This window comes from Thermococcus sp. (assembly GCF_026988555.1).
Classification (GTDB): Archaea; Methanobacteriota_B; Thermococci; order Thermococcales; family Thermococcaceae; genus Thermococcus.
In genome coordinates this window covers 1-24458 of record NZ_JALSLB010000011.1, presented here as the reverse complement: position 1 = coordinate 24458, position 24458 = coordinate 1, and the positions used below count along the sequence as shown (strand labels likewise).

Genomic DNA, 24458 nt, shown 5'->3' with positions numbered 1-24458 from the left:
GGGTGTGGCCGATTCCCCGATTTCCGGGCATGTTAAGCAGACCGAGCTCGCTCACCAGAGGGTCTATTCTCCCCGCCCCCTTTTTAATGTGCAGGCTTTCCCCCTCCCCTGTAACGACACCGGCAGAATCGTAACCACGATATTCAAGCCGCTTAAGCCCCTTAACTATAACTTCACAGGCCCTGCGCCCTCCGATGTACCCTATTATACCGCACATCCCGCTTCACCGGTTATCCTTACTTTTGCCCTAAATAAATCCCGGAAGTTAAAAGCCTTTCTTCCGGTGTCTAGAATGGATGATCTTTTGGGGTAGCGGGAAAAAAGATTTATACCCCCATCCCTACGGGTATCGGGTGCGGTGATGGACAAGCAGCTCGATGAGTTCCTCTCTTCGGTGTCTTCGGAAAGTCTGGAAAAAGCCAAAAAAACCGAAAAGAAGCGCAGAAGGCTTAAGCCTACGAACCTGGAGGCTTTTCTTCCCGAAGAGCACATCAACTACTTCAAAGGCCTCAGGATAGGTTCCAAGAAGATCAGGAACGCAAGGATAGAGGAGTTATAGGGGCTCCGCTATTATCGCTTTTCTGTTGAACTCGAAGATGAAGGCTCTCCTGTCGCCGCGGAGACCTGACTCTATACGCCTTCTGAGGCTCCAGTACTCACTGTCCGGCACACTGACGCGCAGTGTGGCTTTTCCGAAGCCCTCCCTCCTGAGGATGTCGTTTATCCTCACCGGATGGAAGGGGACAACATCAACGACCGCATAGGTTCTCTTAAGGTACTCGCTTTTTATCTCGTCGCTTCCGGTCCCTATAACGCGCCTTTTGTCCTTAAGGAGCATCCTGGGGTTCCCCGGCAGGAGGTGGAATAGCTCGTTGATTAAGTCGGCGTAGGCGACCGCAGGAGAGATTTCGTAGAGGTAGTGCCCCACCAGGTTCGTCCACCCGACCACATTCTCCAGTTCGGGCCTGCTCTCAATACGCATCCCCGCCGGCAGGAGAACCGCGCTTCGTTCAGTCCGTGCCAGTCCCTCGAAGTAGAAGGTCAGCCGGTTGAGCGCCCCGTTGAGGTCGATGTACTCGAACTCCCCCTTCCAGGGAATTTTCTCTCTCCTTATCTGGGGGGGAAGATCGAATATGAAGAGGTCCGTCTTCTCCCTGTAAATCCGGTGGATATCCAGGGGGCTCGGTAGCAGGCCTTCAAGTTTTCTTTCCGGAGCCACGGGGGGACGTGCCGGGTCCGAGAATACGACATCGGCATCGATTCGCCCAACGGTCTCCGGGCTCAGCGAGTCAGCGGCTATAAACTCAATGTTGGTGACCCCGTACTTCTCAGCGTTTCTCCTTGCGTACTCTACCCTTCGTGGATCAATGTCTATGCCCCAGGCCCTATCCAGGTTCATCGCGTAGAAGATGAGCTGGATCCCAACGCCGCAGGATACGTCGGCTAGGCTCCGCACACCCGATTTCTTAAGGCGCTCGCTCCGATACTTGGCAACAGCTTCGTGGGTTGCGTACCTGAGGCCCTCCATGTCCATCCAGAGGTCGTCCCGCGAGAACTTGTTTCCGGCCCTCAACCTGGCCCGCGCTATTTCCACGGCCTCTTCCCAGCCCTTACCCAGTTTGGCCCCCAGCCCCTTTGGATTTCGCCCCTTTCTGAGCACTTCAAGTGCGAGCTTTACCCCTTCTTCCTCTATCATCAGCCTTCCCCTCGTGGGGAAGCTTAAAAAAGTTGCCGCACTACTCCACGTGGTGGCGGCAATGAAATGGAAAACCCTTGTGTTCATACTCATATCGGCGGGTATAATACTGTCCTCCTTCTGGTACCTTTACAGAACGGCGTCCTCACCGGCGCTTAGAGGGTACATAGGTGACGAGGTCTGGTACATCCCGGCTAGCAGGAACATACTCCACCGCTTGGGGGTCGACGTCCACTACGTGAACGGTACAACGGGCTCGGAGGGGGTAAACGTCATCTTCTCCAACGTGTCTTCCAAACTGCGCTACGCCTCCACCGTTGAGATGATAGCCGACGACTACAACACAACGTTTGAGATGGAGTACTACGACTTTCCCGGGCTGTACTTTGAGATTCCACCCCGGAACCTCGGGGCATTCCGAAAATCACTTGCAAAAGAGCTCCCCTCGGGAAGCTACTACGTTGTCCCCGGATTCAGGTACCCGGATAAGGACAACATCCAGAACTACCTCAACCTTGAGCACCCGTTCTTAGGGAAGGACCTTATAATGCTTGGGATGCTGAGGGAGGACAAGCCGATAGACTGGCGCGTTCCCGGCCTCATCGAATTTGCCCTCATAGGTGTACTGGTCCTCCTGGCAACGTACAGAATAAGCGGGAGTTACCTAGCCTCCCTCATCGCCCTGGTTTTTGTAGCCGCCGACCCGACGCTTCAGGCAACCGCCGTGGCTGCCATGCTGGACATCCACGTGGCGTTCTTCGTTACCCTCTTCATGCTCGTACTGATCTACGAGAGGCGCATGGGTGCAGGAATGGCACTCGGCCTTGCGGCGGCGGCAAAGCTGAGTGGTGCCTTCGGGTGGCCTGTACTACTTGTGGATGCCTTCAAGGGGGAGAAGCGTCTGACCCGTTTCATGGCGGTTATAGCTCTAGTTCCAGGTGTTGCCTTCCTCGTTCCAAACCTAACCGCGATAAAGGCGGTTGGTTTCGAATACTGGCTCCGGCAGTTCTTGGGTAGCTTTAGGTGGCACCTCAGCTACAAGGGGCCGAATCCGAGCACCTCCCCGTTCTGGCAATGGTTCGTTAACAGCACCCCATTCCCCTTCCACTTTAACCCAAACATCTACGCCCAGACTGATCCCTTCCTTTTGCTGGCCATGGTGGTCTTCATATTCGCCATTCCGTGGGTGTACAGAAAAAGGACGAGGGTTGTCGTGCCCTTTGGGATATTCTGGAGTACCATAGCTCTGTTTGCCCTTCAATACGCACTTGGTGGAAAGACTCAGTTCAGCTTTTACGCTACCGTTCTCGTTCCCCCCGCCGCGGTCACCATAGGAGTTGTGCTTAACGATATCATACGCTGGGAGGCATTCAGGGAATCCATAAAGACGTACTGGGTCTGGATCCTGCGCATTAAACGGAGGATCTGGGATGTTACCGGGATCTCCCGGTGAACATCTCCAGCGTGAGCTGTCCCATCCCATTTTGAGCTTTTCCTTCAACGGCCTCTTTTATCTTCTTCAGTGTTCCCCAGGTTTTTCTGGCTATGGGAGGGAACTCGCCGTGTTCGCGGTAGTAGCGTTCGAGAAACGCCCTCGTCCGTGGATCGCTAGGGTATCCTGAACCTATCTCGCCGTATTCTTCCTTGAGTGCTTCAACAAGCCTGTCCCTTGTCACTTTGGCCAGGATAGATGCCGCAGATACTGGGATGAACCTGTCGTCTGCCTTGTGCTCCGCGATTATTCTGGGAGTGAAGTCCAGTCCTCTGGACACCTCCTCACCGAATCTCTCCTCCTTGACGTCTGCTGCGTCTATGTACAGCACATCGGGCTTCACCTTCAGGGAGTTCAACGCCCGGATGAAGTTTTTAACCTCGAATTCGTTGAGTGTGCACGTTCTTCCGTCTATTTCCTCTGGCCATAATTCGAGGAGCACGTAGTCGTCCAGGAGGTCAACTATCCTGTCGAACAGCATCTCCCTGCGCCCGGGACTGAGTTTCTTGGAATCTCTGACCCCGAGTTTTGCTAGCTCGGGTACGTTCTCCTCATCCACAACCACGGCACCGATTACCATAGGACCTACAACCGGCCCCCTACCCGCTTCGTCAATTCCACCTAGTTTTAAGCCCAACACGTTCACCTCCTGAACAACAGCGCCCCGTAGATCACCCCGAGCATTATTGTCGCCAGTCCGCTGGGGGGTATGCTCGTGAAGTAGGCCAGAACCACCGACGAGAGCTCAACGCCTAGGGTGAGGAAGAGGCTAACCCCAAGTATCTTTCTGATGTCCGAGCTCATCATCAGCGCTATCGCCCCGGGCAGAACCGCGACCACCTGGAGGGTTATCAAGCCGACGGTCTTCACTATCAGGGCTCCGACGCCTCCTACGAGGACGTAGAGGATCATCAGATATGCCCTTGAGTTCCCTCCGTAGCTTTCCAGCCCCTCTGGATCAAAGCTCAAGTACAGGAAATCCCTGTAGAGCAACAGCATGATGAAGAACGCTACCATCCCTCCGATCACGAGGGTCAGGAGGTCGTTGAGCGTTATCAGGAATATCTCCCCCGTCAGATAGGAGACTATGTCCTCGCTCAGGGGAAAGTACGGTCTGGTGGCCATCACCTTGTAAAGCACTCCAAAGCTCAGAACGGTCAGTCCCGCCACAAAGCTGGCCACGATGCCAACCGCGGAATCCGACGAAAATCCTTTCTTTTCGAGTTCGGCGATCAGGACAACGACTATTATCGTCACGATGAGGGCGACTACCATCACGAGGGAGAGGTTCTCCAGGATCAAACCGAAAACCATCCCAAGCACCGCACCGAATAGGAGGGAGTGGAACGTGGCGTGGGTCAGAAACGCGAGCCCTTTCATGTTTATTATTGGGCTCAGAAGCCCCAGGAGGACACTGACAGTTATACTGGCCAAGATCGCCCTGATGATGTATTCTGGGATCACATATCCTCCCTCCGGTGGTAGATATGGGCGTCCCCCGTTATGCAGAACAGCTTTCCCTCAACCTTCACGGCTCTGGCCAGGGGACCGTAGACCGACTTCACTACATCGTCCCTGAGAACCTCTTCTGGCTTTCCAAACTCTATGAGGCGTTTATTTATCAGCATGACCCTGTCACCTATCTCCAGCAGAGGGTTGATATCGTGTGTTGTAATTATCATCGTAAGCCCCCTCTCCCGTTTTATCTTGCTCAGAACCGCGGTCACCTCAACCCTCGCCGAGGGGTCCAGGGCGGAGAGCGGCTCGTCGAGAAGCAGTAGCCTGGGATCACTCATGAGGGCCCTGGCAAGGAGAACGCGTTGCTTTTGTCCTCCGCTCAGTTCACGGAACAGCCGGTTCTCCCTTCCGGCAAGGCCAACGAAGCCCAGCACCTCTTTGGCTTTATTCATGGCGCTGGTAGGAATCCTGAAGTGCAGAAAACTTCCCCTGTAAATACTCCCCATTGCGACGACTTCTATGGCCGTCAGCGGAACGCGTTCGTTAAGGGAGTGGCTCTGTGGAACATATGAGATTATATCCCTTGCTTTATAGGGAGGTTCGCCAAAAACGAGGAGCTTCCCGGAGTACTCACCGTGAAATGCCGCTATCGTTCTGAGTAGGGTCGTTTTTCCCGCCCCGTTTGGGCCCAGGAGCAGCATGGTCTCCCCCTCCTCAACATTGAACGTGAGTCCCTCCAGGGCGGGCTGCTCTCCGTATAGTACCGTGAGGTTCTCCGCTTCCACCGCGTTCATGTTCATCTCCAGAATCCAGTTTAATTGGTGCGTTTTTAAACCTTCATACGCCCATAATGCCCGGTTATGGATATTTGGCACAAGGTTTGCAAAAATTTTAAAAATGCTTCAACCTACCAGCTTTGGAAAATTTTTGCAAGGCTTAAACTTATAAGGACTCAAGTCAAGCCTCAGGAGGTGATGATATTCATGGCGTACCACAGACGTGGAAATAAAGGAAGAAAAAAGAGTAACAGGCAGGTTCAAGGTGATGAAGTGATTAGAGTGCCCCTTCCAAGAGGGGGTCAGATCTTCGGTGTGATTGAACAGGCCCTCGGATCCGGTTGGATGGACGTCAGGTGTGAGGACGGGCGGATACGGAGATGCAGGATACCCGGCAAGCTCAAAAGACGCATGTGGATGCGTGTTGGCGACCTCGTCATAGTCCAGCCCTGGTCCGTTCAGTCGGATGAACGCGGGGATATCGTATACCGCTACACCAGAACCCAGGTGGACTGGCTCCTGAGAAGGGGCAAGGTAAGTCGGGATTTCCTGAGCGGTGCCGATGTGCTTCTCTGACCTCAGCTCAGTGTGGTGGCTATGTCCGAAGGAGAGTTTGAGAGGGCTATTGAAGAGCTCACCGGATTACGGGAGCGTCGTGAAAAGGGCAGTGAACTGTATAAGATTGCCAACGAGGTGTTCGACAAGAGCACGACCGAGACCCTTTCGTACCTCCACCGTAGGGGGTGGATAGAGCACCTCCAGGGGGTCATCTCGACTGGAAAGGAGGCGAACGTGTTTGCTGGGGTTACCTCGGAAGGCAAGAAGGTTGCGGTGAAGGTTTACCGGACGTACACCACCGAGTTCCGCCGCATATGGGAGTACCTGGCGGCCGACCCGCGCGTGGGGTACCTGCCGAAGGACATGCGTAAGCTGGTCTTCGTCTGGACGCGTAGGGAGTTCAAGAACCTTCAGAGGGCCATCAAATACGCCGTTCGAGTCCCTGAACCAAAGATCTTCCGCAACAACATCCTTGTGATGGAGTTCATCGGGGAGGAGGGGCCAGCACCGCGCCTTAAGGATGTTGAGCGTGAGCTTGAACCCCAGGACCTTGAAGAGCTTTACAGCTTCACTATGGGCGTTATAGAACGTCTGTGGAGGAGGGGTGATATGGTCCACGGGGACATGAGCGAGTACAACATCTTGATCTGGGATTTCCCCGTGGTGATAGACTGGTCCCAGGCGACTGTAAAACGGAATAAAATGTCCGTAGCCCTCCTAAAAAGGGATCTGTGGAATATAATCAGTTACTTCACGCGTAAAGGCGTTCACACCGAGGACTTCAATGAAAAGCTTAAGGAGCTCCTCGAAGCTTAGAGGGTGAGAGTATGGACGAGTTTGAGAGATTGCTGAAGAAATACGAAAGGGTTGACAAGGAGACCGGGCATGAAGGCGAGCTCTCGTACGAGGCCATGGGCGAGCAGGAGGAGTTCGTTAGGATACCCAAGGACAGGGTGGCCGTCCTTATAGGGAGGAAAGGGGGCACCAAAAAGGAGATTGAGGACAGGACAAAGACGAAGGTGGAAGTTGACAGTGAAACCGGGGAGGTCTTCATAACGTCCACGGAAGAAACCGACGACCCCCTGGCGGTTTGGAAGGCGAGAGATGTCGTTACAGCCATCGGTAGAGGATTCTCACCGGAGAGGGCCTTCAGACTCTTCAACGAGGGGGAGGTTTTGGAGGTGGTGAACCTCTCCGACATCGTCGTTGGCAGTGAGGGGCACGCCCTTCCACGTGTTAGGGGGAGGATAATAGGGAGAAAGGGCCGTACGAGGGAGATCATTGAGGAGATGAGCGGTGCGGATATCAGCGTTTACGGTAAGACCGTTGCTATCATAGGTAGCCCCATTCAGGTGGAGATAGCAAAAACTGCAATAGAGAAGCTCGTTAGGGGCTCGCCCCATAGCTCCGTTTATCGGTACCTTGAGAGAAGGAAGAAGGACCTTAAGGTCGAAGGGGCTGGATACACGCTCATGGAGTGATGGAGGTTGGAATATGGCCGAAGCCAAAGAACTGTTTAAGGAATTTAAGGTACAGAGCGTCAGCGAGTTCTTCAGACGGAACGCGGCAATGCTCGGCTACACCGGTAAAATCCGGTCGCTTACAACGGTTGTCCATGAGGCGGTTACCAACTCGCTTGACGCCTGCGAGGAGGCGGGGATACTTCCCTACGTCCGCGTGGAGATTGAGAAAATAGAGAGGGAACATTATAAAGTCGTTGTTGAGGACAACGGGCCGGGAATCCCTGAGAAATTTATAACTCATGTCTTCGGCAAGATGCTGGCCGGTACAAAGGCCCACAGGAACATACAGAGCCGAGGCCAGCAGGGGCTTGGCATAAGTGGTGCGGTTATGTTCGCTCAGATAACCAGCGGAAAGGCGACGCGCGTTGTGACCTCCACCGGAAACGACGAGATAATTGAGGCCTGGGTTAAAATAGACGTGGACAGGAACGAGGGTAAGATAGTGCAGAAGACAAAGAAGCCCAATCCAAACGGCTGGCGTGGGACCAGGATAGAGCTTGAGGTCAAGAACGTCCGCTACGTCCGCTCAAAGCAGGGTGTGTACTGGTACCTCAAGCTCACTGCCATAGCGAACCCCCACGCCCACATCGAGCTCATCGAGCCGGACGGAAAACTAATAGCGTTCCCGCGTTCGAGTGACGACGTTCCCAAGCCCCCCGTTGAGATGAAACCCCATCCCCGCGGCGTTCTCACCGACGACGTTTACAGGATGGCCAAGAAGACCAGGCGGAGCAGTCTGAAACGCTTCCTAATCGGCGAGTTCTCCAGGATAAGTGACAAGAAGTTCGACGAGCTGGTTGAGTACATCGCCGCTCTAAGGCTAATAAAGACCGAGAAGGACAAGAACGTCCAGGATCAGCTCTATGAGAGGCTTGCTAAGGGGGAGGTCAAGACGGTCCTCCGCTCCTTTAAAGGGTACACCAAGGTCGTCAAGCAGGTTGCGAAGACAATGGAGAAGCCGCCGGAAAAACTCACCTGGGGGGAAGCCGAGGAGATAGTTGAAGCCTTCAGGTACCTGAATTTCATGGCCCCCCCGACCCACGGTCTGAGGCCGATAGGCGAGGAAAACATCGAGAAGGGGTTGAGGGGAATCCTTAAGCCGGAGTTCGTCACCGCCGTTACCCGGTCGCCCAAGGTCTATTCCGGGGGTATCCCCTTCCAGGTTGAGGTTGGTTTGGCCTATGGTGGAGAGATTCAGGCAGGTTTTGACGTTCTTAGGTACGCCAACCGCGTTCCACTCCTCTTCGATGCGGGCTCGTGTGTGACGACACTGGCGGCACGCTCCGTAGACTGGAAGAGATACAAGGTTGATGACCTCGACAGGACCCCTCTCGTTCTCATGATAAACGTCATCAGTGTCCATGTGCCCTACACCGGAACTGGGAAGCAGAGCATAGCCAACGTCGAGGAAATTCAGAACGAGATACGGCTGGCGATTATGGACGCCGCCAGGAGGCTCCAGACGTATCTCAGCGGCAAACACCGCAGGCTCCATCAGGTCAAGCGGAGGAAGACCTTTGAGCGCTACGTTCCGGAGATAGCGAAGGCCCTGAGCGTCCTAACGGACGAATCGGAGGAAGCCATCGCAGGCTACTTCCTTGGTTTCATAGAGAGCCACTTCGCTGCCAAAGACGGTCGGACAGCGGTTTCAGGGGAGGTGAGTGAGAATGCCTAAAGGAAAGGGCATCCACCGTGAAAAACCCAGGGAACGGTTCTCGTACGATCCCACAAAGGTTCTGGGAAAACTTGAGGAGCACGGAAAGAGGATCCTCGAGAATATCCGGGAGGGCAAAAACCCCTACTTTGACATCCCGATGCGCGGTATCAGCAACGTCTACTTCGATGAGAAGAGGCGCGTCATTAGGATGGGGGACAAGCTGTCCCGGAGGTACTTCCTCAACGTTGCCCACACCAGGAAGTTCATGCAGACCGTCCTTCTGATGGCCTACGTTAAGAGGCTTGTAAGCGAGAGAAAGCACGCAAGCCTTCGTGAAGCCTACTACGCCAACAAGCACACGATTCCCGGAACGAAAGAGAACACCTTCGAGGACCAGCGCGAGAGCGATCCCATCATAGAGGACCTTGAGAGGATGCTCGGTGTTCTGCGTGAGGAGATGCATCTGACGGCAGACAGGCGTGGTTACATCTACGGTGACGTAGTCATCCGCGACGGCGAGGATGAGTTCAACACGAGCAAGCTCGGTATGGGGGGATGGGCCGTTCCGGGGACGGTCGAGCACCTCCAGTTCGTTGAGGTGAACGTTGACTACGCCCTGGTCGTCGAGACCGCGGCTATGGCGGACCGTCTCATCGAGGAAAAGTTTGCCAGGAAACAGAAAGCCCTCATCATCGCGACCCAGGGACAGGCCTCGCGTGGAGTTAGAAGGCTCATCCACAGGCTCCACTACGAGGAGGGTCTTCCGATAATAGTCTTCACCGATGGCGACCCCTACGGTTGGTACATCTACTCGACCATAAAACAGGGCTCCATCAACCTCGCTTACCTCAGTGAGAAGCTCGCGACACCGGAGGCGAAGTTCGTTGGAATGACCATGGACGACATAGAGCGCTACGGCCTCAAGAACGTCACCGAGAAGCTCAAGGGAATTCCCCCCAACAAGAAGGGAGGTCCCACTGCGGACTACAAAAGGATAACCGAGGAGATGAACTATCCCTGGTTCCAGAACAGGGAGTGGCAGAGGCAGTTCCAGCTTGCCCTGAAGATGGGGGTGAGGATCGAGCAGCAGGCCCTTGCCAACAAATCCCTTGAGTTCGTCGCCAGGAAGTACCTTCCTGAAAAGATAAGCAACGGTGAACTGCTGCCATGACGACGACCGAGGAGCTCGTCGCGCAGGTCAACAAGATACTGGACGATATTGGGATAGACATGGACGGGCTATTTGAGACCTTCGACGTCCCATCCATCTCCTACCGCCTGAGGGAAAACCTTGCACTCCTCAAGGAGCTTGAAGAGGACCTCTCACGGCGGGTTGGTGAGAGCACACCGGCGGTCAGGGGTATGGACAAACGCGACAGGGATCCGCATATTCAATGGATATATAAGAAGAAGAGGAACCGCGTCCTTGCCCTTGAAAGGCTTCGGGCGGCCATCACCGCCCACAAGATGGCCCTGTCCATAATAGACGCCAACTACACTTTTTTCTACGGAAGGAAACCTGTAGGGTTAAAAGAGCTCAGCCAGGAGAACCTCCCCTCCGTAAAGGCGTTTCCGAAGCAGGTGACGATCGGGAGGGTTGAGGTGATACCCCATCTGGCTTATTCGGGGGATGTGCTTAGACTCTTAGGAAGACACACCATAGCCGTCAGGGAGGCGTTCAAACTCATCAAGTCCAAACTCCGCGAGAAAGGCATCATCAGGATGCGCGGGCTCCGCATAGAGGTCGAGTACTGGGAGAACAATCGGCTGAAAAAAGCGCGTGTGGATCTGCCCGTCGATTCTGATATAGAAGCGGAGTTGAGAAGGAGGTTTGGAAGGCGCTTCCGCTGGCGCGTTCTGAGCTTCGTGAAGACGAGGGGGGTGCTGATAAACAACCACTACACCGTAGACAACCTTGCCCTGGCATACGCCGTTCTTGATCCAGAGCACGGGGCCGAGAAGCTGGGTCTTGACCTCTTCAGGTACTACTTCCTCACCTCGAAGAACGAGAGGGAGGGCCTGGGAGTTTACCCTGGTATACGGCTCTGCATCGACTGTCACTACTCCATCCTCGACCTTCCCTTCAAGGGGGAACCAGGTTTCAAAACTGGATATGGAAGTATGCTTCTGATGAGGAAGTGTGAGCTCGAACGTGCAATAGTGGGCAGGAGGAAGGAGCTGAGCAACGTGCCAAACCACCTCCTCGGCGGTGTCCTCCTCTATGGAATAAGCAGCTACGATGCGGAGCGGGTGGCGGAACTCCTGGGCATTCCAATGGACGATCTCAAGGAGGCTATGGAGAAGTTCGTCATCTCCGGCCTTCACACAACCCTCTTCGCCGATACCGCGAAGTTCGAGAAGTTCATGCCCAAGAGCGACCGGGCGAAGCAGTTCCTGGCCCTTCTTCAGGGGTGAGATACGTGAGGGTGGAGATAAAGGCGAAGAACAACACCGAACTCCTCAAGAAGCTTGATGGTGCCTTGAACGGCGAGGTTACTGAGGTCTACGTGAACCTACGCCCGACGAAGGAGATACTGGTCCACATCTTGGAGCGCGCCCCAAACGTCCGCAGGATTTCCTGCCCGCCAAGCCTCTACCCCAAAGTCTCGAAGAAGATAATCTATGCCCTCTCCCAAATGGGGATCCAGCTCCTCCCCGAAGGTTATCCCAGGGGACGGCCCAGAAAGTACGGGGCGGAGACCATAACATGGCTTTACTCCCTGGCCAAGGAGGGAGTACCCCCCAAGGAGATAAGTCGCCGCACCGGAATACCCCTCAGAACGGTGTACTACCTTCTCGAGAGCGCCCAAGTTAGGGGCGAGACTAAATGAAGTACACGGCGTCCTTGGCGTTTGTTCTCGTCCTCGTGTTCTCGGCGATGTTCTTCTCGACATCCGCAGCAACGTCCACCGTGGTACTCAACTTGGAATGGGTGCTGTGGGGCAGTTCGATGCTCGTGTTTGCCCTCGCAGGTTACTCCTTTGTACAGCTGATGAGCGGGGAGAGGCACTTCACCAAGGGCAGGGTCAGGAAGAGACACCTGTGGGACGATGTTCTTATTATAGCCACCCTTGCCGTCGCGGCGTACCTTCTATGGGGGCCCAGGAGACGGGTACACGGCGGATTCTCAGTGGGACACCGCCTGATACAGCCGTTTAGGGTGTTCCTCAGAAGGGGCGATCTCGTCATCATAGATGCCCCTATACACACGTTCCTTTACCTAGTTCCTTACTTGGTGTTCCTGGCCTTCGTTGTCTACGGCCTTCTCAAAAGGCAGAAACTTAAGAGGTATCCCCTGGCGGAGAAGTTTAACCCCCAAATGACCTATGAGACCCTTGAGGGCACCCCCGCAGAGCGGATAATAAAGATGTATCAGAACGTCGTTGCGGGCCTTGTCAGACGAGGCTACCCCTATCAGAAGAGCTGGACCCATTGGGAACACGAGGACAAGCTGCGCGAGATCTTTCCAGATTTACGGGATCTTGACGCACTCACAAGGCTGTTCGAGAAGGCCAAATATGCCAAGAGGCTTAAGGCCGGTGATCTGGAGCTGGCCAAGGAGAGCTACGAACGCCTGATGGAGTTCCTGAGATAGCGGCATTAGGTTTAAAAAGCCCTTCATTCAGCCCTTCCTGGTGAGAAGAATGCAGATATTTGAGACCCAGGAGGAAGTTCCGGAGATCCGGGAGCAGCTCCATAGAGTTGGCATTACTAACCTTCGCACCATCGCCAGGATAAACTGGAAAGGCAGGGTTTACACGTTTCTGCCGCTCTTTGAAGTTACCATAGACCTCCCCGCGGACAAGAAGGGCATTCACATGAGCAGGCTCGTCGAGAGCATCACCGATGCGATGAGCGAGGCGATCGAGGAGGAAGTTCAGAACATCCATACCTCTCTGGAGGAGCTGGGGAGATGTATAATAAAGCATCTCGAAGGCAAACATCCCCACAACCGTGCGGAGGTATGGATAAAAACCCATCTCATAATACCACGGGAGGCCCCTGCGAGCGGAAGAATGAGCTACGAGCCTTACGACGTTGAGGTTGGCGTTATCAAAAACGAGGACGGCTCCCTTGAGAAGGTCCTCCGCGTCAGGGTGGTTGGCAACACCGTATGTCCCCATGCCATGGCCAACAACAACGGCAAGACCCACATACAGAGGGCTATTGGCGAGCTTGAAGTGAGAACGACGTTTGAAGGGGACATCGCCCTTGAGGAACTGATCGACGTCGTTGAAAGCTCGTTCAGCAATCCAACGTACACCCTGCTGAAGACGGTGGATGAAAACGCCGTCGTGCAGGGTATGTTTGCCAACCCGAAGTTCGTTGAGGATGTCGCCCGTGAGATTTTCGCCAGGGCGAAGGAGAGGTTCAAGGGCAGGATCCACGTGAAGGTCATCAGCAACGAGAGCATCCACAAGCACGATGTGATAGCGGAGACGTGGAGCTGAGATTTGAGACTCGATATCCCTTATTCTCTTTACTCTCTCCGAAGTTTTTGCACAATTTTGCGACCTTTTGTTAAATTATTTCGTTAACACCTGCATAACTGGGTTGTTAGTTTTGACGTATCTGCCTACATGTTTGTACAATGTAATGGCCTGCAGGGATGTTCCCGATTTTTTTGAAATTTACAATTAAACTTTGAAGTAAAAGTTAAATATGATTATGAGAGTATCATTAATTGCCCAAGGGGGCGTATTAACCGCCCTCGGGCAGGAGGGTCGGCACCATGAAGAAGCCTGTGGCAATACTGTTCGGTCTGCTGGTAGTGGCGGCAGGGTTCGCGGCAGCGACTACATGGGCTGTTACTGAGGTGCACGACTACACCTCCATAAAGTACGGCTGGGCCTATGCCGAGGTCGGAGTCAAGTACGATGTCAGCAATCCATACACCAACTATGAGATAACATACAGGATAGGAACGGGAGGGCTCACAAAGACGGGCAAGGATGCCGGATACACCTACTTCCACTACAACATTCCCGACAGCAACGGCATTGAATCTGTGACCATTGTCAAGAACCCAATAACGGGCAATCTTGTAGAGTAGGATATAGCTTCCGCGGGATGGCTATATATGTAAATCTATCTAGTTTTACTCTGCTTATTTAATTTTGTTTGAATATATCATGGAGGGTATTACAATGAAACTAAACGGTGCCAAGTTCATTGTGCTTGCAATCATGTTGTTAATGATTACGTCCCTCCCCTTCTCAAGTGCGAGACCTTACTGGGTCAAGCCGGGAGTCTACGTTGAGTACGCGGCTATGAGGTACGACCCGTATATCCAGTATCAGCTCTCCCAGGGATACTCAACCGAGCAAAGAACTGCGTTTCTTGTTTACCTTTCCCACAACGCTTCCTACCGAATCTACGCGTACAACGACACTTACCTCAAGTTCACTATTCTGGAGGAGATTGACGGTTATCTAACGGTCGGCGTCCATATTGACATGAGCAACGTAACGGTTAAAGTCACCGTCCCAACTGGGGAGAACCTTAGTCCAATCTGGGAACAAAACGAGGTCATAAAAGTTGAAACCATACCAACCCCGGGCAATTCTGGTACCCTTGAATACAAGGTGTACCTCAGTTCCCTCAGGATTAAGGGTGTTTACAGAATACGGGAGAGCGATGGTGCCGTTTTCAGTCTGGATGGAACCCACTATGGTCACACTTTTCTCTGGATTGATACCGATCCAGGTCTGGCTCCGCAGGAGAACAAGACCTTCGTGGTTTTTCCCACCCTTAACTGGACGATGAAAGTCGAAAGGGTGTCCGTGAGGGATAAACCCTCGAAAACATATTACGGGAAATTTGGGCCCCCTGTTGCCACGCTGTCTCTCCTGGGATCGCCACTTGTTATGGAGGGCCTCGTGGAGTTTACTACCCAGACTCCTGGAGGTTTGCGTTATGATCCCGCAACGGGAATGGTATTATCCCCGACTACCCTCTCAATACTGATCTCCCCTGACCTTGCCGCTATAGGGATTCCTTTTGCATCCTTTATGGACGAGCGCGTGGCCTACGAGCAGATGGTAAAGGGAAACCCCATGTGGGCGGGCCTGCTGCCACTCTACGACACCAATGCTGAGTTCCAGAGAGCGGAAGAGGTACCGTTCTCGAAGGCTAAAACGCCGTGGAAGTACGCGTTCTGGGGGTCGCTGGTTCTCCTCGGCTCTATCATGACAGCAAAAGGCTGGAGGAAATCAAAATGAGGAACGTCATTCCCTCGATGTTAGTGGCAATGTTCATCCTCATCGGAGGCTTCCATTCAGCGCTCGCGGCCCCATACTGGGTCAAGCCCGGTGTTTACATCGAATACATCGCCCAGAAGTACGACCCATACATTCAATATCGCGTCTCCCACGGGGACAAACCGGACTGGATAACCACGTCGCTGATGATTTACAACTACTCTGGGGTTCTCTACGTGATAAAAACGTACAACGACACCGTGATAAGGTTCAACCTCTCCGATGAAAACAACGGGTATATCATTTCACACGTTCAAATAGAACTTACCAACGTCACCGTAATGACAGTTCTCCCCAAAGGGGTTCACCCCCCAGCCTTTTGGAAGGAGGTGGATGTTCTCTCAGCGAAAACCGAGAAAAGTCATGACCCGGATTTCAAGGACTGGACCTGGTACATGTTCAAACTTCGGGAAGTCACGATAACCGGCTCGTATCTCATCAGAGAAGCCGACATGCAGGTTGTAAAGAACGGGAAAGCCTACGGCCACACGATGCTCTTTGACAACCCGTTGCACCCGATTGAAAAGGGCAGTACGTTTTCCAAGTACCCGTTCAGAACCGTTATTGGCAGGGTAGCGGTGGATAACAAGAATTCGAAGAAGTGGAAGAACATCACGTATTATCCACCCCTCAAGACCGTGGTTACCGAGAGGTATTCGTTCAACCTGACCCAGCCATTTGGGAAGGGGTATCCCATCGAGATTGTTCAGATGGCAACCCTGATTTACACTTTTGATGCATCGGATGGAAAGCTTATATTTACTCCCAACGGTGGACCCGACCTCTGGGCCGTTGGAATCTTGGATGCATCTTTTACCGACGAGTATGCCCTATATCAGGTGGAGGTCAGGCACGATGATTCGTACGCCACAGGCATCGTACTTAAATCGTTCAGACTCAAAGGGGAAAACACCGGTGTAGTGGTTTTCGAAAAACCGAAGGTAAAAACCTCCTACGTCTTCTATTGCTCGCTTGCAATTCTATTGTTGGCACTCTTGATTGGAAGGTACAATAAGGGAGTCAAAGAAAAGACAAAATTAGATGAGGGGGAATGAGGTGGGACGTCTCTATACACTCTTCCGGTGGGGGATGAACGACCTGGTTAAGAACGTTCTCCTCCTGTTTGGAGTACTCTTAGCGGGAATGGCCATGAAGCAGTCCCTGATGGGTGTAAACGCAAGCATGGGCTTCGCCTCCGGAACCCGGATTGAACTCTTCGGGCCGTTGAAAGCATCAGGTGTTTCAACGTCAATACAGGGTGTTCTCTCCCTCGACGACGTCTGGACGCTGATGGGCTTTCTGGTTTTGCTTCTAGGCGCTTTAACGTTCCGCTACGACAGGGACAGCGGCGTTGCACGTTCGATTTACTCGCTTCCTTACTCCAACGGTGAACTCTTCGGAGTCAAGCTTCTCTCGCTCTTAATCTACGGATTCACCATGATACTGCTGCCCTTCGCCTACGTTAGCGTGACCACTTACGCGGGAATCTTGAAGTACCTCCCCGGGATAACCTCAAACTTCCTAAGCGATGCACTGGTTCTGGTAATTTCCTTGTACTCTACCTAGTGGCGGTTGCGACCTTTGTCTCACTGGCCTCCCCGGACGCGTTTCTTGCCTTTATGGTGGGATTTGCTGTCATATACGCCCCCAGGGTTACCGGCCTTTCCAACGTCCCGCCGGTGCTCTTCATCAACGCCATACCCAGGAGCGGGAGCACTGACTTTACACCGTTCACAATTAACTACATCGGCTGGGGCCTTCTCATCCCGCTGGCCCTATTCCTTGCCTCGTGGGTTCTCATAAGGAGGAGGGATGTGGTGTGAGGTTCTGGGCGGCCCTGCTGTCTGCGATGCTCATGCTCACCATTGGCTCGCTCTGGGTTTACAGTTCCTATGAAAACCAGGTCGGCTCAATCGGCCCGGTGTTTCTTCAGCCGGTGGAACGTCAGGGGAACGTTACCAGCCTCAGTACTGTAACGGCCAACACCCCCACCAGCTCCCTCGTTGAGGCTTCCTGCAACGGCAATGGAATCGTCGAAGTGTACGACGTCATAACCGGAGAACAGGTGGACAAACACGCCGTCTACGGCCATGCCAGGTACCAGTTTATTCTTCCGCACGAGGGGGACTACCTTATAATCAACAACGGCACTGACAAACTCACCTGCTCCTTCCGTTTCATCAAAAACTATCCAACCAAACCTGTCCAAAACGCCCTCTACATCAGCGGCTCCGCTTTTGCAATCCTCCTAGCATTCATTGTGTGGAGGTGGGGCAGGTGATAATCGAGACGAAAGACCTGAAGAAACACTTCGGGAGCATCAAGGCGCTTGACGGGATAACCGTGGACATTCCTGAGGGAATCACCCTGATCCTCGGCCCCAACGGCGGCGGAAAGAGCACCTTCCTCAAGCTCGCCACCGGCGTTTATCATCCAAGCGCCGGGGAGATAAGGGTCTTCGGTGAAATTCCCTGGAACAATGGACGGCTTAAGGCCCGCTTCGGCGTCGCCTACGACCCGCCGGCTTTTCCGCAGTTCACTACGGGTAGGGAATGGCTCACCCTCTTCGCTGAAAGCAAGGGATTTGACGGGGAGGAAGTCGAGAGAGTGGCGGAGCTTTTCGATGCAAAGCCCTTCCTCAACAAGAGGATAAGCGGCTACTCATCGGGAATGCTCAAGAGGCTTTCCCTTGCACAGGCCTTCGTAGGGAAGCCGGAGCTGATATTCCTCGACGAGCCCCTGGCGAACATAGACTTCGACAGCATGGAGGAGGTAATTAAAATAATTGAGGGCATGAGGGGAGAAACCAACTTCGTAATCATAAGCCACATCTGGGAGCCCTTGATGCCCATCGTTGATTGGGTTGTTGTCATAGGGAACGGAAAGATCATCTTGAGTGGAAAAGCTGCGGAGGTTCAGGGGGATGTCAAAAAGCTGTTCAAACCCCGCATAGGACGTTCAAGTAGGAAGGGGGCCCGGGAGAGCCCCTCTTCCACTGGGCAGGGGGGTCGGCAAACTCCAAGCGGAGGTGAACCACCTGAAGTGGAAGCCCCTGCCACTTTTTAGTTGGCACCAGGTTTATATAAACTTTACTCCCCACCATGCCCGGTGGGAGGATGAAGCTCGTCCACGACCCGATACACGGCGGAATAGAGCTCGACGAATTCGCGCTCAGGCTGCTTGATACCCCGGAGTTCCAGAGGCTCAGAAGGATAACCCAGCTAGGCCTGGCTTTCCTCGTTTACCCCTCCGCGAGGCACACGCGCTTCGAGCACTCCCTCGGAACGTTTCATCTAGCAAAGTGGATATGCGGCCATAACCCTGAGATAGAGGAAGGCGCAGTTTACGCGGCCCTGGTCCACGATCTCGGGCACTACCCTTTCAGCCACACCCTTGAGGCGCTCTATCCGAGGCACGAGGAGAGCACAAAGTGGTTCATAAAGCACAGCGAAATCGGGGACGTAATCAAGGAGCGCTACTCATTGGGGGAGTTTCTGGGGCTTCTCAAACATCCCCTCGTGAGCGGTGACATAGATGCGGACAGAATGGACTACCTAGTGAGGGACTCTTACTACACCGGTGTTGCCTATGGTCTGGTCGACTTGGAGCGGCTAGTGAGGGCCCTCCGTTACGACGGTGAAAACCTAGTGATAGGAAAGAAAGGTATTATGGCCGCTCAGTCTCTCCTCCTGGCGAGGAGTATGATGTACTCCACAGTCTACCAGCACCACACCTCCAAGATAGCCGGGGCAATGCTCCTGAAGGCCGTTGAGCTTGAGGGGCTCCCGTATACTGAGATTCGCAGTATGGATGAGATAAGCCTCGTGGCGAGGCTCAGGAAGGGCGAGAGGAGAGAAGTCAGGGAACTCATTAGGGGAATCGAGGACAGGAGGTTATACAAACGTGTTCTTTACACCAGCAGGGATCCGGGATGGGCCGCAGTCAGTGAGCTGAAGGGAGAACTTGAGGCGGAGTTTGGGCACTTGGCAATAGTCGATTATCCACCGAAGCCCAAGTTCGAGGAGAAAAACGCCTTCGTTGAAGTGGGAGGGGTTCTCCACAGGCTAAGTGAGGTTTCACCGCTTGTCCGTTCCCTGGTGGAGCTTAAGGACACCTACTGGCACTGGGGAGTTTACGCGAGGGAGGACACCGTGGATGAGGTGGGGGTGTTCATGCGAGGTGCCGTGGGAGACTGAGGTCTGGCTGCTTTCGGGCAAGTGTCCCCACATCAAAAGCTTTAAATGCCTTCGTGTCACCCTCCCCCGAACCCATTTCGGTTGGGAAAAGCTTTATAACCGGCCCCCTTAAGTGAGGTTGACAAGCTCATTAGGAGATAGTAGGTGGTGTAAATGGGAAGAAGGGAAGAGATGCTTGCGAAGATTAAGGATCTCATGAACCAGCCGGAGCAGATAAGGAATATGGGTATTGCCGCTCATATTGACCACGGAAAAACCACGCTGAGCGACAACCTGCTCGCCGGTGCTGGAATGATCAGCGAGGAGCTCGCCGGAAAGCAGCTCGTTCTTGATTTCGACGAGCAGGAGCAGGCGAGGGGAATAACCATCAATTCGGCCAACGTCTCGATGGTTCACGAGTACGAGGGAAAGAACTACCTCATCAACCTCGTCGATACGCCAGGCCACGTTGACTTCGGTGGGGACGTTACCAGGGCCATGCGTGCCATCGACGGTGCCATCATTGTCGTTGACGCCGTTGAGGGAGTCATGCCGCAGACCGAGACCGTCCTCCGGCAGGCCCTTAGGGAGTACGTCAAGCCGGTTCTCTTCATAAACAAAGTCGACAGGCTCATCAAGGAGCTCAAGCTCGGCCCGAACGACATCCTCCAGAGGTTCGCCAAGGTTATCACCGACGTTAACAGGCTCATCAAGAAGTACGCCCCAGAGGAGTTCAAGGGCAAGTGGATGGTCAGGGTCGAGGACGGAAGCGTCGCCTTTGGTTCGGCCTACTACAACTGGGCCCTCAGCGTTCCTTACATGAAGAAGACCGGCGTTTCCTTCAAGGACATTGTTGAGCTCACCAACAGCGGCGACCTCAAGATCCTCAGGAAGAAGGCGCCACTCCACGTCGTCGTCCTCGATATGGTCGTTAAGCACCTTCCTAACCCGCTGGAAGCCCAGAGGTACAGAATCCCGCACCTTTGGAGGGGAGAGGTTGAGAGCGACGTTGGACAGGGCATGCTCAAGTGCGACCCGAAGGGCAAGATGGTCATGGTCGTTACTAAGATCATCCTCGACAAGCACGCAGGAGAGGTCGCCACCGGCCGTGTCTGGAGTGGAACCGTCAAGACCGGCCAGGAGGTCTACCTCATCAACGCCAAGAGGAAAGGTCGCGTTCAGCAGGTCGGTATCTACATGGGACCTGAGAGGGTCAACATGGAGGCCGTCCCGGCTGGAAACATAGTCGCCGTCACTGGACTCCGCGATGCCATGGCAGGCGAGACAGTTTCAGTTGAGCAGATTGAGCCGTTCGAGGCCCTCCACTATGCGAGTGAACCGGTCGTTACCGTCGCCATTGAGGCCAAGAACGTTAAGGACCTTCCAAAGCTCATTGAGGCACTCAGGCAGCTCGCCAAGGAAGACCCAACGCTCCACGTCAAGATCGATGAGGAGACCGGCCAGCACCTTCTCAGCGGCATGGGTGAGCTCCACCTCGAGGTCAAGCTCGTCAAGCTCAAAGAGGACTGGAAGCTCGACGTCGACGTTTCCCCGCCGATCGTCGTCTACCGCGAGAGCATAACCAAGATGAGCCAGATAGTCGAAGGAAAGAGCCCGAACAAGCACAACAGGTTCTACATCACCGTCGAGCCGATACCGGACGAGATATACGAGGCCATCCATGAGGGGCTCATACCCGAAGGCAGACCAAAGAACCCGAAGGAGGTCGCCAAGAAGCTCGCCGAGCTTGGTATGGACTACGAAGTCGCCAAAGGAATAGTCGACGTCTACCAGGGTAACATGTTCCTCGACAACACCAAGGGTCTTCAGTACCTCAACGAGGTCATGGATCTCCTCGTCGACGGTTTTCACATGGCCATGGATGAGGGCCCGCTCGCCAAAGAGCCGGTCATGAAGGTCATGGTCCGCCTGCACGACGCTAAAATCCACGAGGACAACGTCCACCGCGGTCCGGCCCAGATATACCCGGCCATCAGAGGGGCCATTCACTGCGCCATGATGAAGGCCAACCCCGTCCTCTACGAGCCGTACCAGAAGGTCATAATCAACGTGCCCTACGAGTACATGGGACCAGTCAGCAGAGAGCTCAACCAGAGGCGCGGTCAGCTCATAGACATGAGGCAGGAAGGTGAGATAATGATCATCATCGGTGAGGCCCCCGTCGCCGAGATGTTCGGATTCGCAGGCGCCATCCGCGGTGCTACCAGTGGAAGGGCCCTCTGGACAACCGAACACGCGGGCTTCAAGCGCGTTCCAGGAGAGCTCGCCGTCAACATAATCAAGCAGATCCGGCAGAGGAAAGGGCTCAACCCGAACCCCCCGAGGGAGCAGGACGTCTGCCCGCAGCAGTGAGGGCTTTTTGCCCTCCGAACTTTTCTGTTCATTTTTGTTCTACGTTTCCATAATCCGGGCCTTCGAGACTCCACCGGTACCATTTTGGGATTCCACGGGTCCGTTCCTAGAATTGACAAATTCCAGTCGAAACCCATTAGTTAAGTTTTTAAACCCGCATCGTAACTTAGGGACGGAACTCATGAGGTTCCCCCCTTAAACGGTGGGTTACCCGCCGGAGGGAGCCGAGGTTCGAAAGATTTAAAAAGCCATCCTAGTCAATCGGACTAGATCAAAGTTTGGAGGTGTTTGAAAATGGCAAAGGAGAAGCCACACATTAACATAGTCTTTATCGGCCACGTTGACCACGGTAAGAGCACTACCGTTGGAAGGCTCCTGTTTGACAGCAAGAACATCCCGGAGAACATCATCCAGAAGTTCGAGCAGATGGGTGAGAAGGGCAAGTCCTTCAAGTTCGCCTGGGTCATGGACAGGCTCAAGGAGGAGCGCGAGAGGGGTATCACCATCGACGTCGCCCACACCAAGTTCGAGACCCCGCACAGGTACATCACCATCATCGACGCTCCGGGCCACAGGGACTTCGTTAAGAACATGATCACCGGTGCCAGCCAGGCCGACGCCGCCGTTCTCGTCGTCGCCGCCACCGACGGTGTCATGCCGCAGACCAAGGAGCACGCCTTCCTTGCAAGGACCCTTGGTATCAACTATATGATAGTCTCCATCAACAAGATGGACATGGTCAACTACGACGAGAAGAAGTTCAAGCAGGTTGCCGACCAGGTTAAGAAGCTCCTCATGATGCTCGGTTACAAGAACGTTCAGGTCATCCCGACCAGCGCTTGGGAGGGTGACAACGTCGTTACCAAGAGCGACAAGATGCCCTGGTACAACGGCCCGACCCTCTTCGAGGCCCTCGACCAGATACCGGAGCCGCCGAAGCCGACCGACAAGCCGCTCCGCATTCCGATCCAGGACGTCTACTCCATCAAGGGTGTCGGTACCGTTCCAGTCGGCCGTGTCGAAACCGGTGTCCTCAAGGTCGGTGATGTTATACTCTTCGAGCCGGCCAGCACCATCTTCCACAAGGACATCAAGGGCGAAGTCAAATCCATCGAGATGCATCACGAGTCCATGCCCGCGGCCTATCCAGGTGACAACATCGGATTCAACGTCCGTGGCGTTGGTAAGAACGACATAAAGCGCGGTGACGTTGCCGGACATACCGACACTCCACCGACCGTCGTCAGGCCGAAGGACACCTTCAAGGCCCAGATCATCGTCCTCAACCACCCGACCGCCATCACCGTCGGCTACACCCCGGTCCTCCATGCACACACCCTCCAGGTCGCCGTCAGGTTTGAGGAGCTCCTTGCCAAGCTCGACCCGAAGACCGGTAACGTCGTGGAGCAGAACCCGCAGTTCATCAAGACCGGTGACTCGGCCATCGTCGTCCTCAGGCCGACCAAGCCGATGGTCATCGAGCCGGTCAAGGAGATCCCGCAGATGGGCAGGTTCGCCATCCGTGACATGGGCCAGACCGTCGCCGCAGGTATGGTTATCTCAGTTCAGAAGGCCGAGTGATTTCTTCGGCCTTTCCTTTAGTTCCTAGCTTTTAGGAGGGACGGAAATGCAGAAGGCAAGGATTAAGCTCGCAAGTACGGACATTAAGGCCCTCAACGAGGTCACCGACCAAATCAGGCAGATCGCCGAGAGGACCGGTGTTAGGATGAGCGGCCCGATACCGCTCCCGACCAAGAGGATAAGGATCACCACCAGAAAGAGCCCGGACGGAGAGGGCACCGCAACCTTCGACAAGTTCGAGCTCCGCGTTCACAAGAGGCTCGTCGACATTGAGGCCGACGAAAGGGCCATGCGTCAGATCATGCGCATCCGCGTCCCTGAGGACGTCACGATCGAGATCGAGCTCATCTCCTGATTCCTCTCATTTATGCGCCGGGGTAGCCTAGCTTGGGAAGGCGCTGGCCTGGAGAGCCAGTGGGCGTTTGCCCACCAGGGTTCAAATCCCTGCCCCGGCGCCATACAAACTTTGCCTGCACGAAGTTTGATCGAAGTTGGCGTGTAGGTTCAAGTTGCTTGTTTTCAGAGGGTTTACCCTCCATAATTGGCAGTTTGTAGCGTTCCACTCTCCACAAGGCATCCTTAGGATGCCAGAATAAAAGTGGAATCCCTCAAATAGTCGGTTTTATGTTAAACCTTTTTTCATGGGCGAGTTTTAGAGTGCACGCCAACCTTTCCCAGCTGTTTTAGGAGAAAGGGTGCTCTTTTGATAGAGTTTTGATGGGCAAAGCCTGATTGTAGGTCCTGTAGTTGACTGATAAACAACGGGAGAATGTGGGCGGAGTTTTGTTTACGAGTAAACAGAAAAGTAGGGAGGGACCTTCAAATCCCCGCCCCGATGTCCTCTGCGATGTCCGGGAGGTCGAGGGCCATGAGCTTGGCCTTGGCCGGGATTCCATCCCTGCTCCATCC

General features: G+C 54.2%; 26 protein-coding genes, 1 tRNA gene and 1 pseudogene. 23 read left to right on the top strand and 5 right to left on the bottom strand.

Annotated elements, in window-relative coordinates; all coding sequences use genetic code 11:
* Nucleotides 1-217, bottom strand: a pseudogene (locus MVK60_RS01075) (glutamine--fructose-6-phosphate aminotransferase); the annotation flags it as partial.
* Nucleotides 218-361: 144 nt separating this feature from the next.
* On the opposite strand from MVK60_RS01075, the gene MVK60_RS01070 reads away from it, so the two are divergent.
* Nucleotides 362-559 carry a PCNA-inhibitor gene (locus MVK60_RS01070; protein WP_297435562.1) on the top strand — a complete coding sequence of 66 codons (198 nt, stop codon included), beginning with the start codon at nt 362-364 and terminating at the stop codon, nt 557-559.
* On the opposite strand, the gene MVK60_RS01065 is transcribed toward MVK60_RS01070, so the two are convergent.
* Complete coding sequence (locus MVK60_RS01065; RefSeq protein ID WP_297435560.1) at nt 554-1696, bottom strand: methyltransferase domain-containing protein; 1143 nt, start codon at nt 1694-1696, stop codon at nt 554-556. The genes MVK60_RS01070 and MVK60_RS01065 overlap by 6 nt on opposite strands.
* A 61-nt stretch (nt 1697-1757) precedes the next feature.
* On the opposite strand from MVK60_RS01065, the gene MVK60_RS01060 reads away from it, so the two are divergent.
* Nucleotides 1758-3149 carry a dolichyl-phosphate-mannose--protein mannosyltransferase gene (locus MVK60_RS01060; RefSeq protein ID WP_297435574.1) on the top strand — a complete coding sequence of 464 codons (1392 nt, stop codon included), beginning with the start codon at nt 1758-1760 and terminating at the stop codon, nt 3147-3149.
* Here MVK60_RS01060 and rnhB read toward each other — a convergent pair.
* The 3 genes from rnhB to MVK60_RS01045 are packed head-to-tail and all read right to left on the bottom strand — an operon-like array spanning nt 3130 to nt 5440.
* Nucleotides 3130-3825 (bottom strand): ribonuclease HII, encoded by a 696-nt coding sequence (gene rnhB / locus MVK60_RS01055; RefSeq protein ID WP_297435558.1) that lies wholly within the window; start codon nt 3823-3825, stop codon nt 3130-3132. The genes MVK60_RS01060 and rnhB overlap by 20 nt on opposite strands.
* A 5-nt stretch (nt 3826-3830) precedes the next feature.
* On the bottom strand, nt 3831-4652 hold the full coding sequence (locus MVK60_RS01050) for a metal ABC transporter permease (RefSeq protein ID WP_297435557.1): 822 nt from the start codon (nt 4650-4652) through the stop codon (nt 3831-3833).
* Nucleotides 4649-5440: a metal ABC transporter ATP-binding protein gene (locus MVK60_RS01045; RefSeq protein ID WP_297435572.1), complete on the bottom strand. Its 792-nt coding sequence runs from the start codon at nt 5438-5440 to the stop codon at nt 4649-4651. Before MVK60_RS01045 ends, MVK60_RS01050 begins: the two co-directional genes overlap by 4 nt.
* Before the next feature lie 189 nt (nt 5441-5629).
* On the opposite strand from MVK60_RS01045, the gene eif1A reads away from it, so the two are divergent.
* The 21 genes from eif1A to MVK60_RS00940 all read left to right on the top strand — a co-directional run bounded on the left by eif1A (nt 5630) and on the right by MVK60_RS00940 (nt 24007).
* Nucleotides 5630-5998, top strand: a complete 369-nt coding sequence (gene eif1A, locus MVK60_RS01040; protein ID WP_297435571.1) for a translation initiation factor eIF-1A — start codon at nt 5630-5632, stop codon at nt 5996-5998.
* Nucleotides 5999-6019: 21 nt separating this feature from the next.
* The gene (locus tag MVK60_RS01035) at nt 6020-6796 is read left to right on the top strand and encodes a serine protein kinase RIO (RefSeq protein WP_297435556.1); all 777 of its coding nucleotides are present in this window, start codon (nt 6020-6022) and stop codon (nt 6794-6796) included.
* 11 nt (nt 6797-6807) lie between these two features.
* Nucleotides 6808-7461: a KH domain-containing protein gene (locus MVK60_RS01030; RefSeq protein ID WP_297435554.1), complete on the top strand. Its 654-nt coding sequence runs from the start codon at nt 6808-6810 to the stop codon at nt 7459-7461.
* A 13-nt stretch (nt 7462-7474) separates the two neighbouring features.
* Entirely contained in the window at nt 7475-9178 is a 1704-nt protein-coding gene (gene top6B, locus MVK60_RS01025; protein ID WP_297435552.1) for a DNA topoisomerase VI subunit B, read from the top strand.
* Nucleotides 9171-10331 carry a DNA topoisomerase IV subunit A gene (locus MVK60_RS01020; RefSeq protein WP_297435550.1) on the top strand — a complete coding sequence of 387 codons (1161 nt, stop codon included), beginning with the start codon at nt 9171-9173 and terminating at the stop codon, nt 10329-10331. The genes top6B and MVK60_RS01020 overlap by 8 nt, the downstream gene beginning before the upstream one ends.
* The gene (locus MVK60_RS01015; RefSeq protein WP_297435547.1) at nt 10328-11575 is read left to right on the top strand and encodes a DUF530 family protein; all 1248 of its coding nucleotides are present in this window, start codon (nt 10328-10330) and stop codon (nt 11573-11575) included. The genes MVK60_RS01020 and MVK60_RS01015 overlap by 4 nt, the downstream gene beginning before the upstream one ends.
* 5 nt (nt 11576-11580) lie before the next feature.
* The gene (locus MVK60_RS01010) at nt 11581-11991 is read left to right on the top strand and encodes a DUF1699 family protein (RefSeq protein WP_297435545.1); all 411 of its coding nucleotides are present in this window, start codon (nt 11581-11583) and stop codon (nt 11989-11991) included.
* The gene (locus MVK60_RS01005; protein ID WP_297435543.1) at nt 11988-12755 is read left to right on the top strand and encodes a DUF4129 domain-containing protein; all 768 of its coding nucleotides are present in this window, start codon (nt 11988-11990) and stop codon (nt 12753-12755) included. The genes MVK60_RS01010 and MVK60_RS01005 overlap by 4 nt, the downstream gene beginning before the upstream one ends.
* Nucleotides 12756-12804: 49 nt before the next feature.
* A complete protein-coding gene (locus MVK60_RS01000) occupies nt 12805-13611 on the top strand; it encodes a GTP cyclohydrolase IV (protein ID WP_297435569.1) in 807 nt (268 codons plus the stop codon).
* A 365-nt stretch (nt 13612-13976) separates the two neighbouring features.
* Nucleotides 13977-14213, top strand: a complete 237-nt coding sequence (locus MVK60_RS00995; protein WP_297435541.1) for a hypothetical protein — start codon at nt 13977-13979, stop codon at nt 14211-14213.
* 94 nt (nt 14214-14307) lie between these two features.
* Nucleotides 14308-15381, top strand: coding sequence for a hypothetical protein (locus tag MVK60_RS00990; RefSeq protein ID WP_297435539.1), 1074 nt, complete (start codon nt 14308-14310; stop codon nt 15379-15381).
* Nucleotides 15378-16475 (top strand): hypothetical protein, encoded by a 1098-nt coding sequence (locus tag MVK60_RS00985; RefSeq protein ID WP_297435537.1) that lies wholly within the window; start codon nt 15378-15380, stop codon nt 16473-16475. Before MVK60_RS00990 ends, MVK60_RS00985 begins: the two co-directional genes overlap by 4 nt.
* 1 nt (nt 16476) lies before the next feature.
* Nucleotides 16477-16986, top strand: a complete 510-nt coding sequence (locus tag MVK60_RS00980; RefSeq protein ID WP_297435535.1) for a hypothetical protein — start codon at nt 16477-16479, stop codon at nt 16984-16986.
* Nucleotides 16986-17243, top strand: coding sequence for a hypothetical protein (locus tag MVK60_RS00975; protein ID WP_297435533.1), 258 nt, complete (start codon nt 16986-16988; stop codon nt 17241-17243). Before MVK60_RS00980 ends, MVK60_RS00975 begins: the two co-directional genes overlap by 1 nt.
* Entirely contained in the window at nt 17240-17701 is a 462-nt protein-coding gene (locus MVK60_RS00970) for a hypothetical protein (protein ID WP_297435531.1), read from the top strand. The genes MVK60_RS00975 and MVK60_RS00970 overlap by 4 nt, the downstream gene beginning before the upstream one ends.
* Nucleotides 17701-18486, top strand: coding sequence for an ABC transporter ATP-binding protein (locus MVK60_RS00965; RefSeq protein ID WP_297435566.1), 786 nt, complete (start codon nt 17701-17703; stop codon nt 18484-18486). The genes MVK60_RS00970 and MVK60_RS00965 overlap by 1 nt, the downstream gene beginning before the upstream one ends.
* 50 nt (nt 18487-18536) lie before the next feature.
* Nucleotides 18537-19616, top strand: a complete 1080-nt coding sequence (locus MVK60_RS00960; RefSeq protein ID WP_297435564.1) for an HD domain-containing protein — start codon at nt 18537-18539, stop codon at nt 19614-19616.
* A 153-nt stretch (nt 19617-19769) separates the two neighbouring features.
* A complete protein-coding gene (locus MVK60_RS00955) occupies nt 19770-21968 on the top strand; it encodes an elongation factor EF-2 (RefSeq protein ID WP_297435529.1) in 2199 nt (732 codons plus the stop codon).
* A gap of 294 nt (nt 21969-22262) precedes the next feature.
* The gene (gene tuf / locus MVK60_RS00950) at nt 22263-23549 is read left to right on the top strand and encodes a translation elongation factor EF-1 subunit alpha (RefSeq protein WP_297435527.1); all 1287 of its coding nucleotides are present in this window, start codon (nt 22263-22265) and stop codon (nt 23547-23549) included.
* A 46-nt stretch (nt 23550-23595) separates the two neighbouring features.
* Nucleotides 23596-23904 (top strand): 30S ribosomal protein S10, encoded by a 309-nt coding sequence (rpsJ, locus tag MVK60_RS00945; RefSeq protein ID WP_088863481.1) that lies wholly within the window; start codon nt 23596-23598, stop codon nt 23902-23904.
* A 16-nt stretch (nt 23905-23920) separates the two neighbouring features.
* Nucleotides 23921-24007: transfer RNA gene (locus MVK60_RS00940), tRNA-Ser, on the top strand.
* Nucleotides 24008-24458 lie beyond the last annotated feature (451 nt).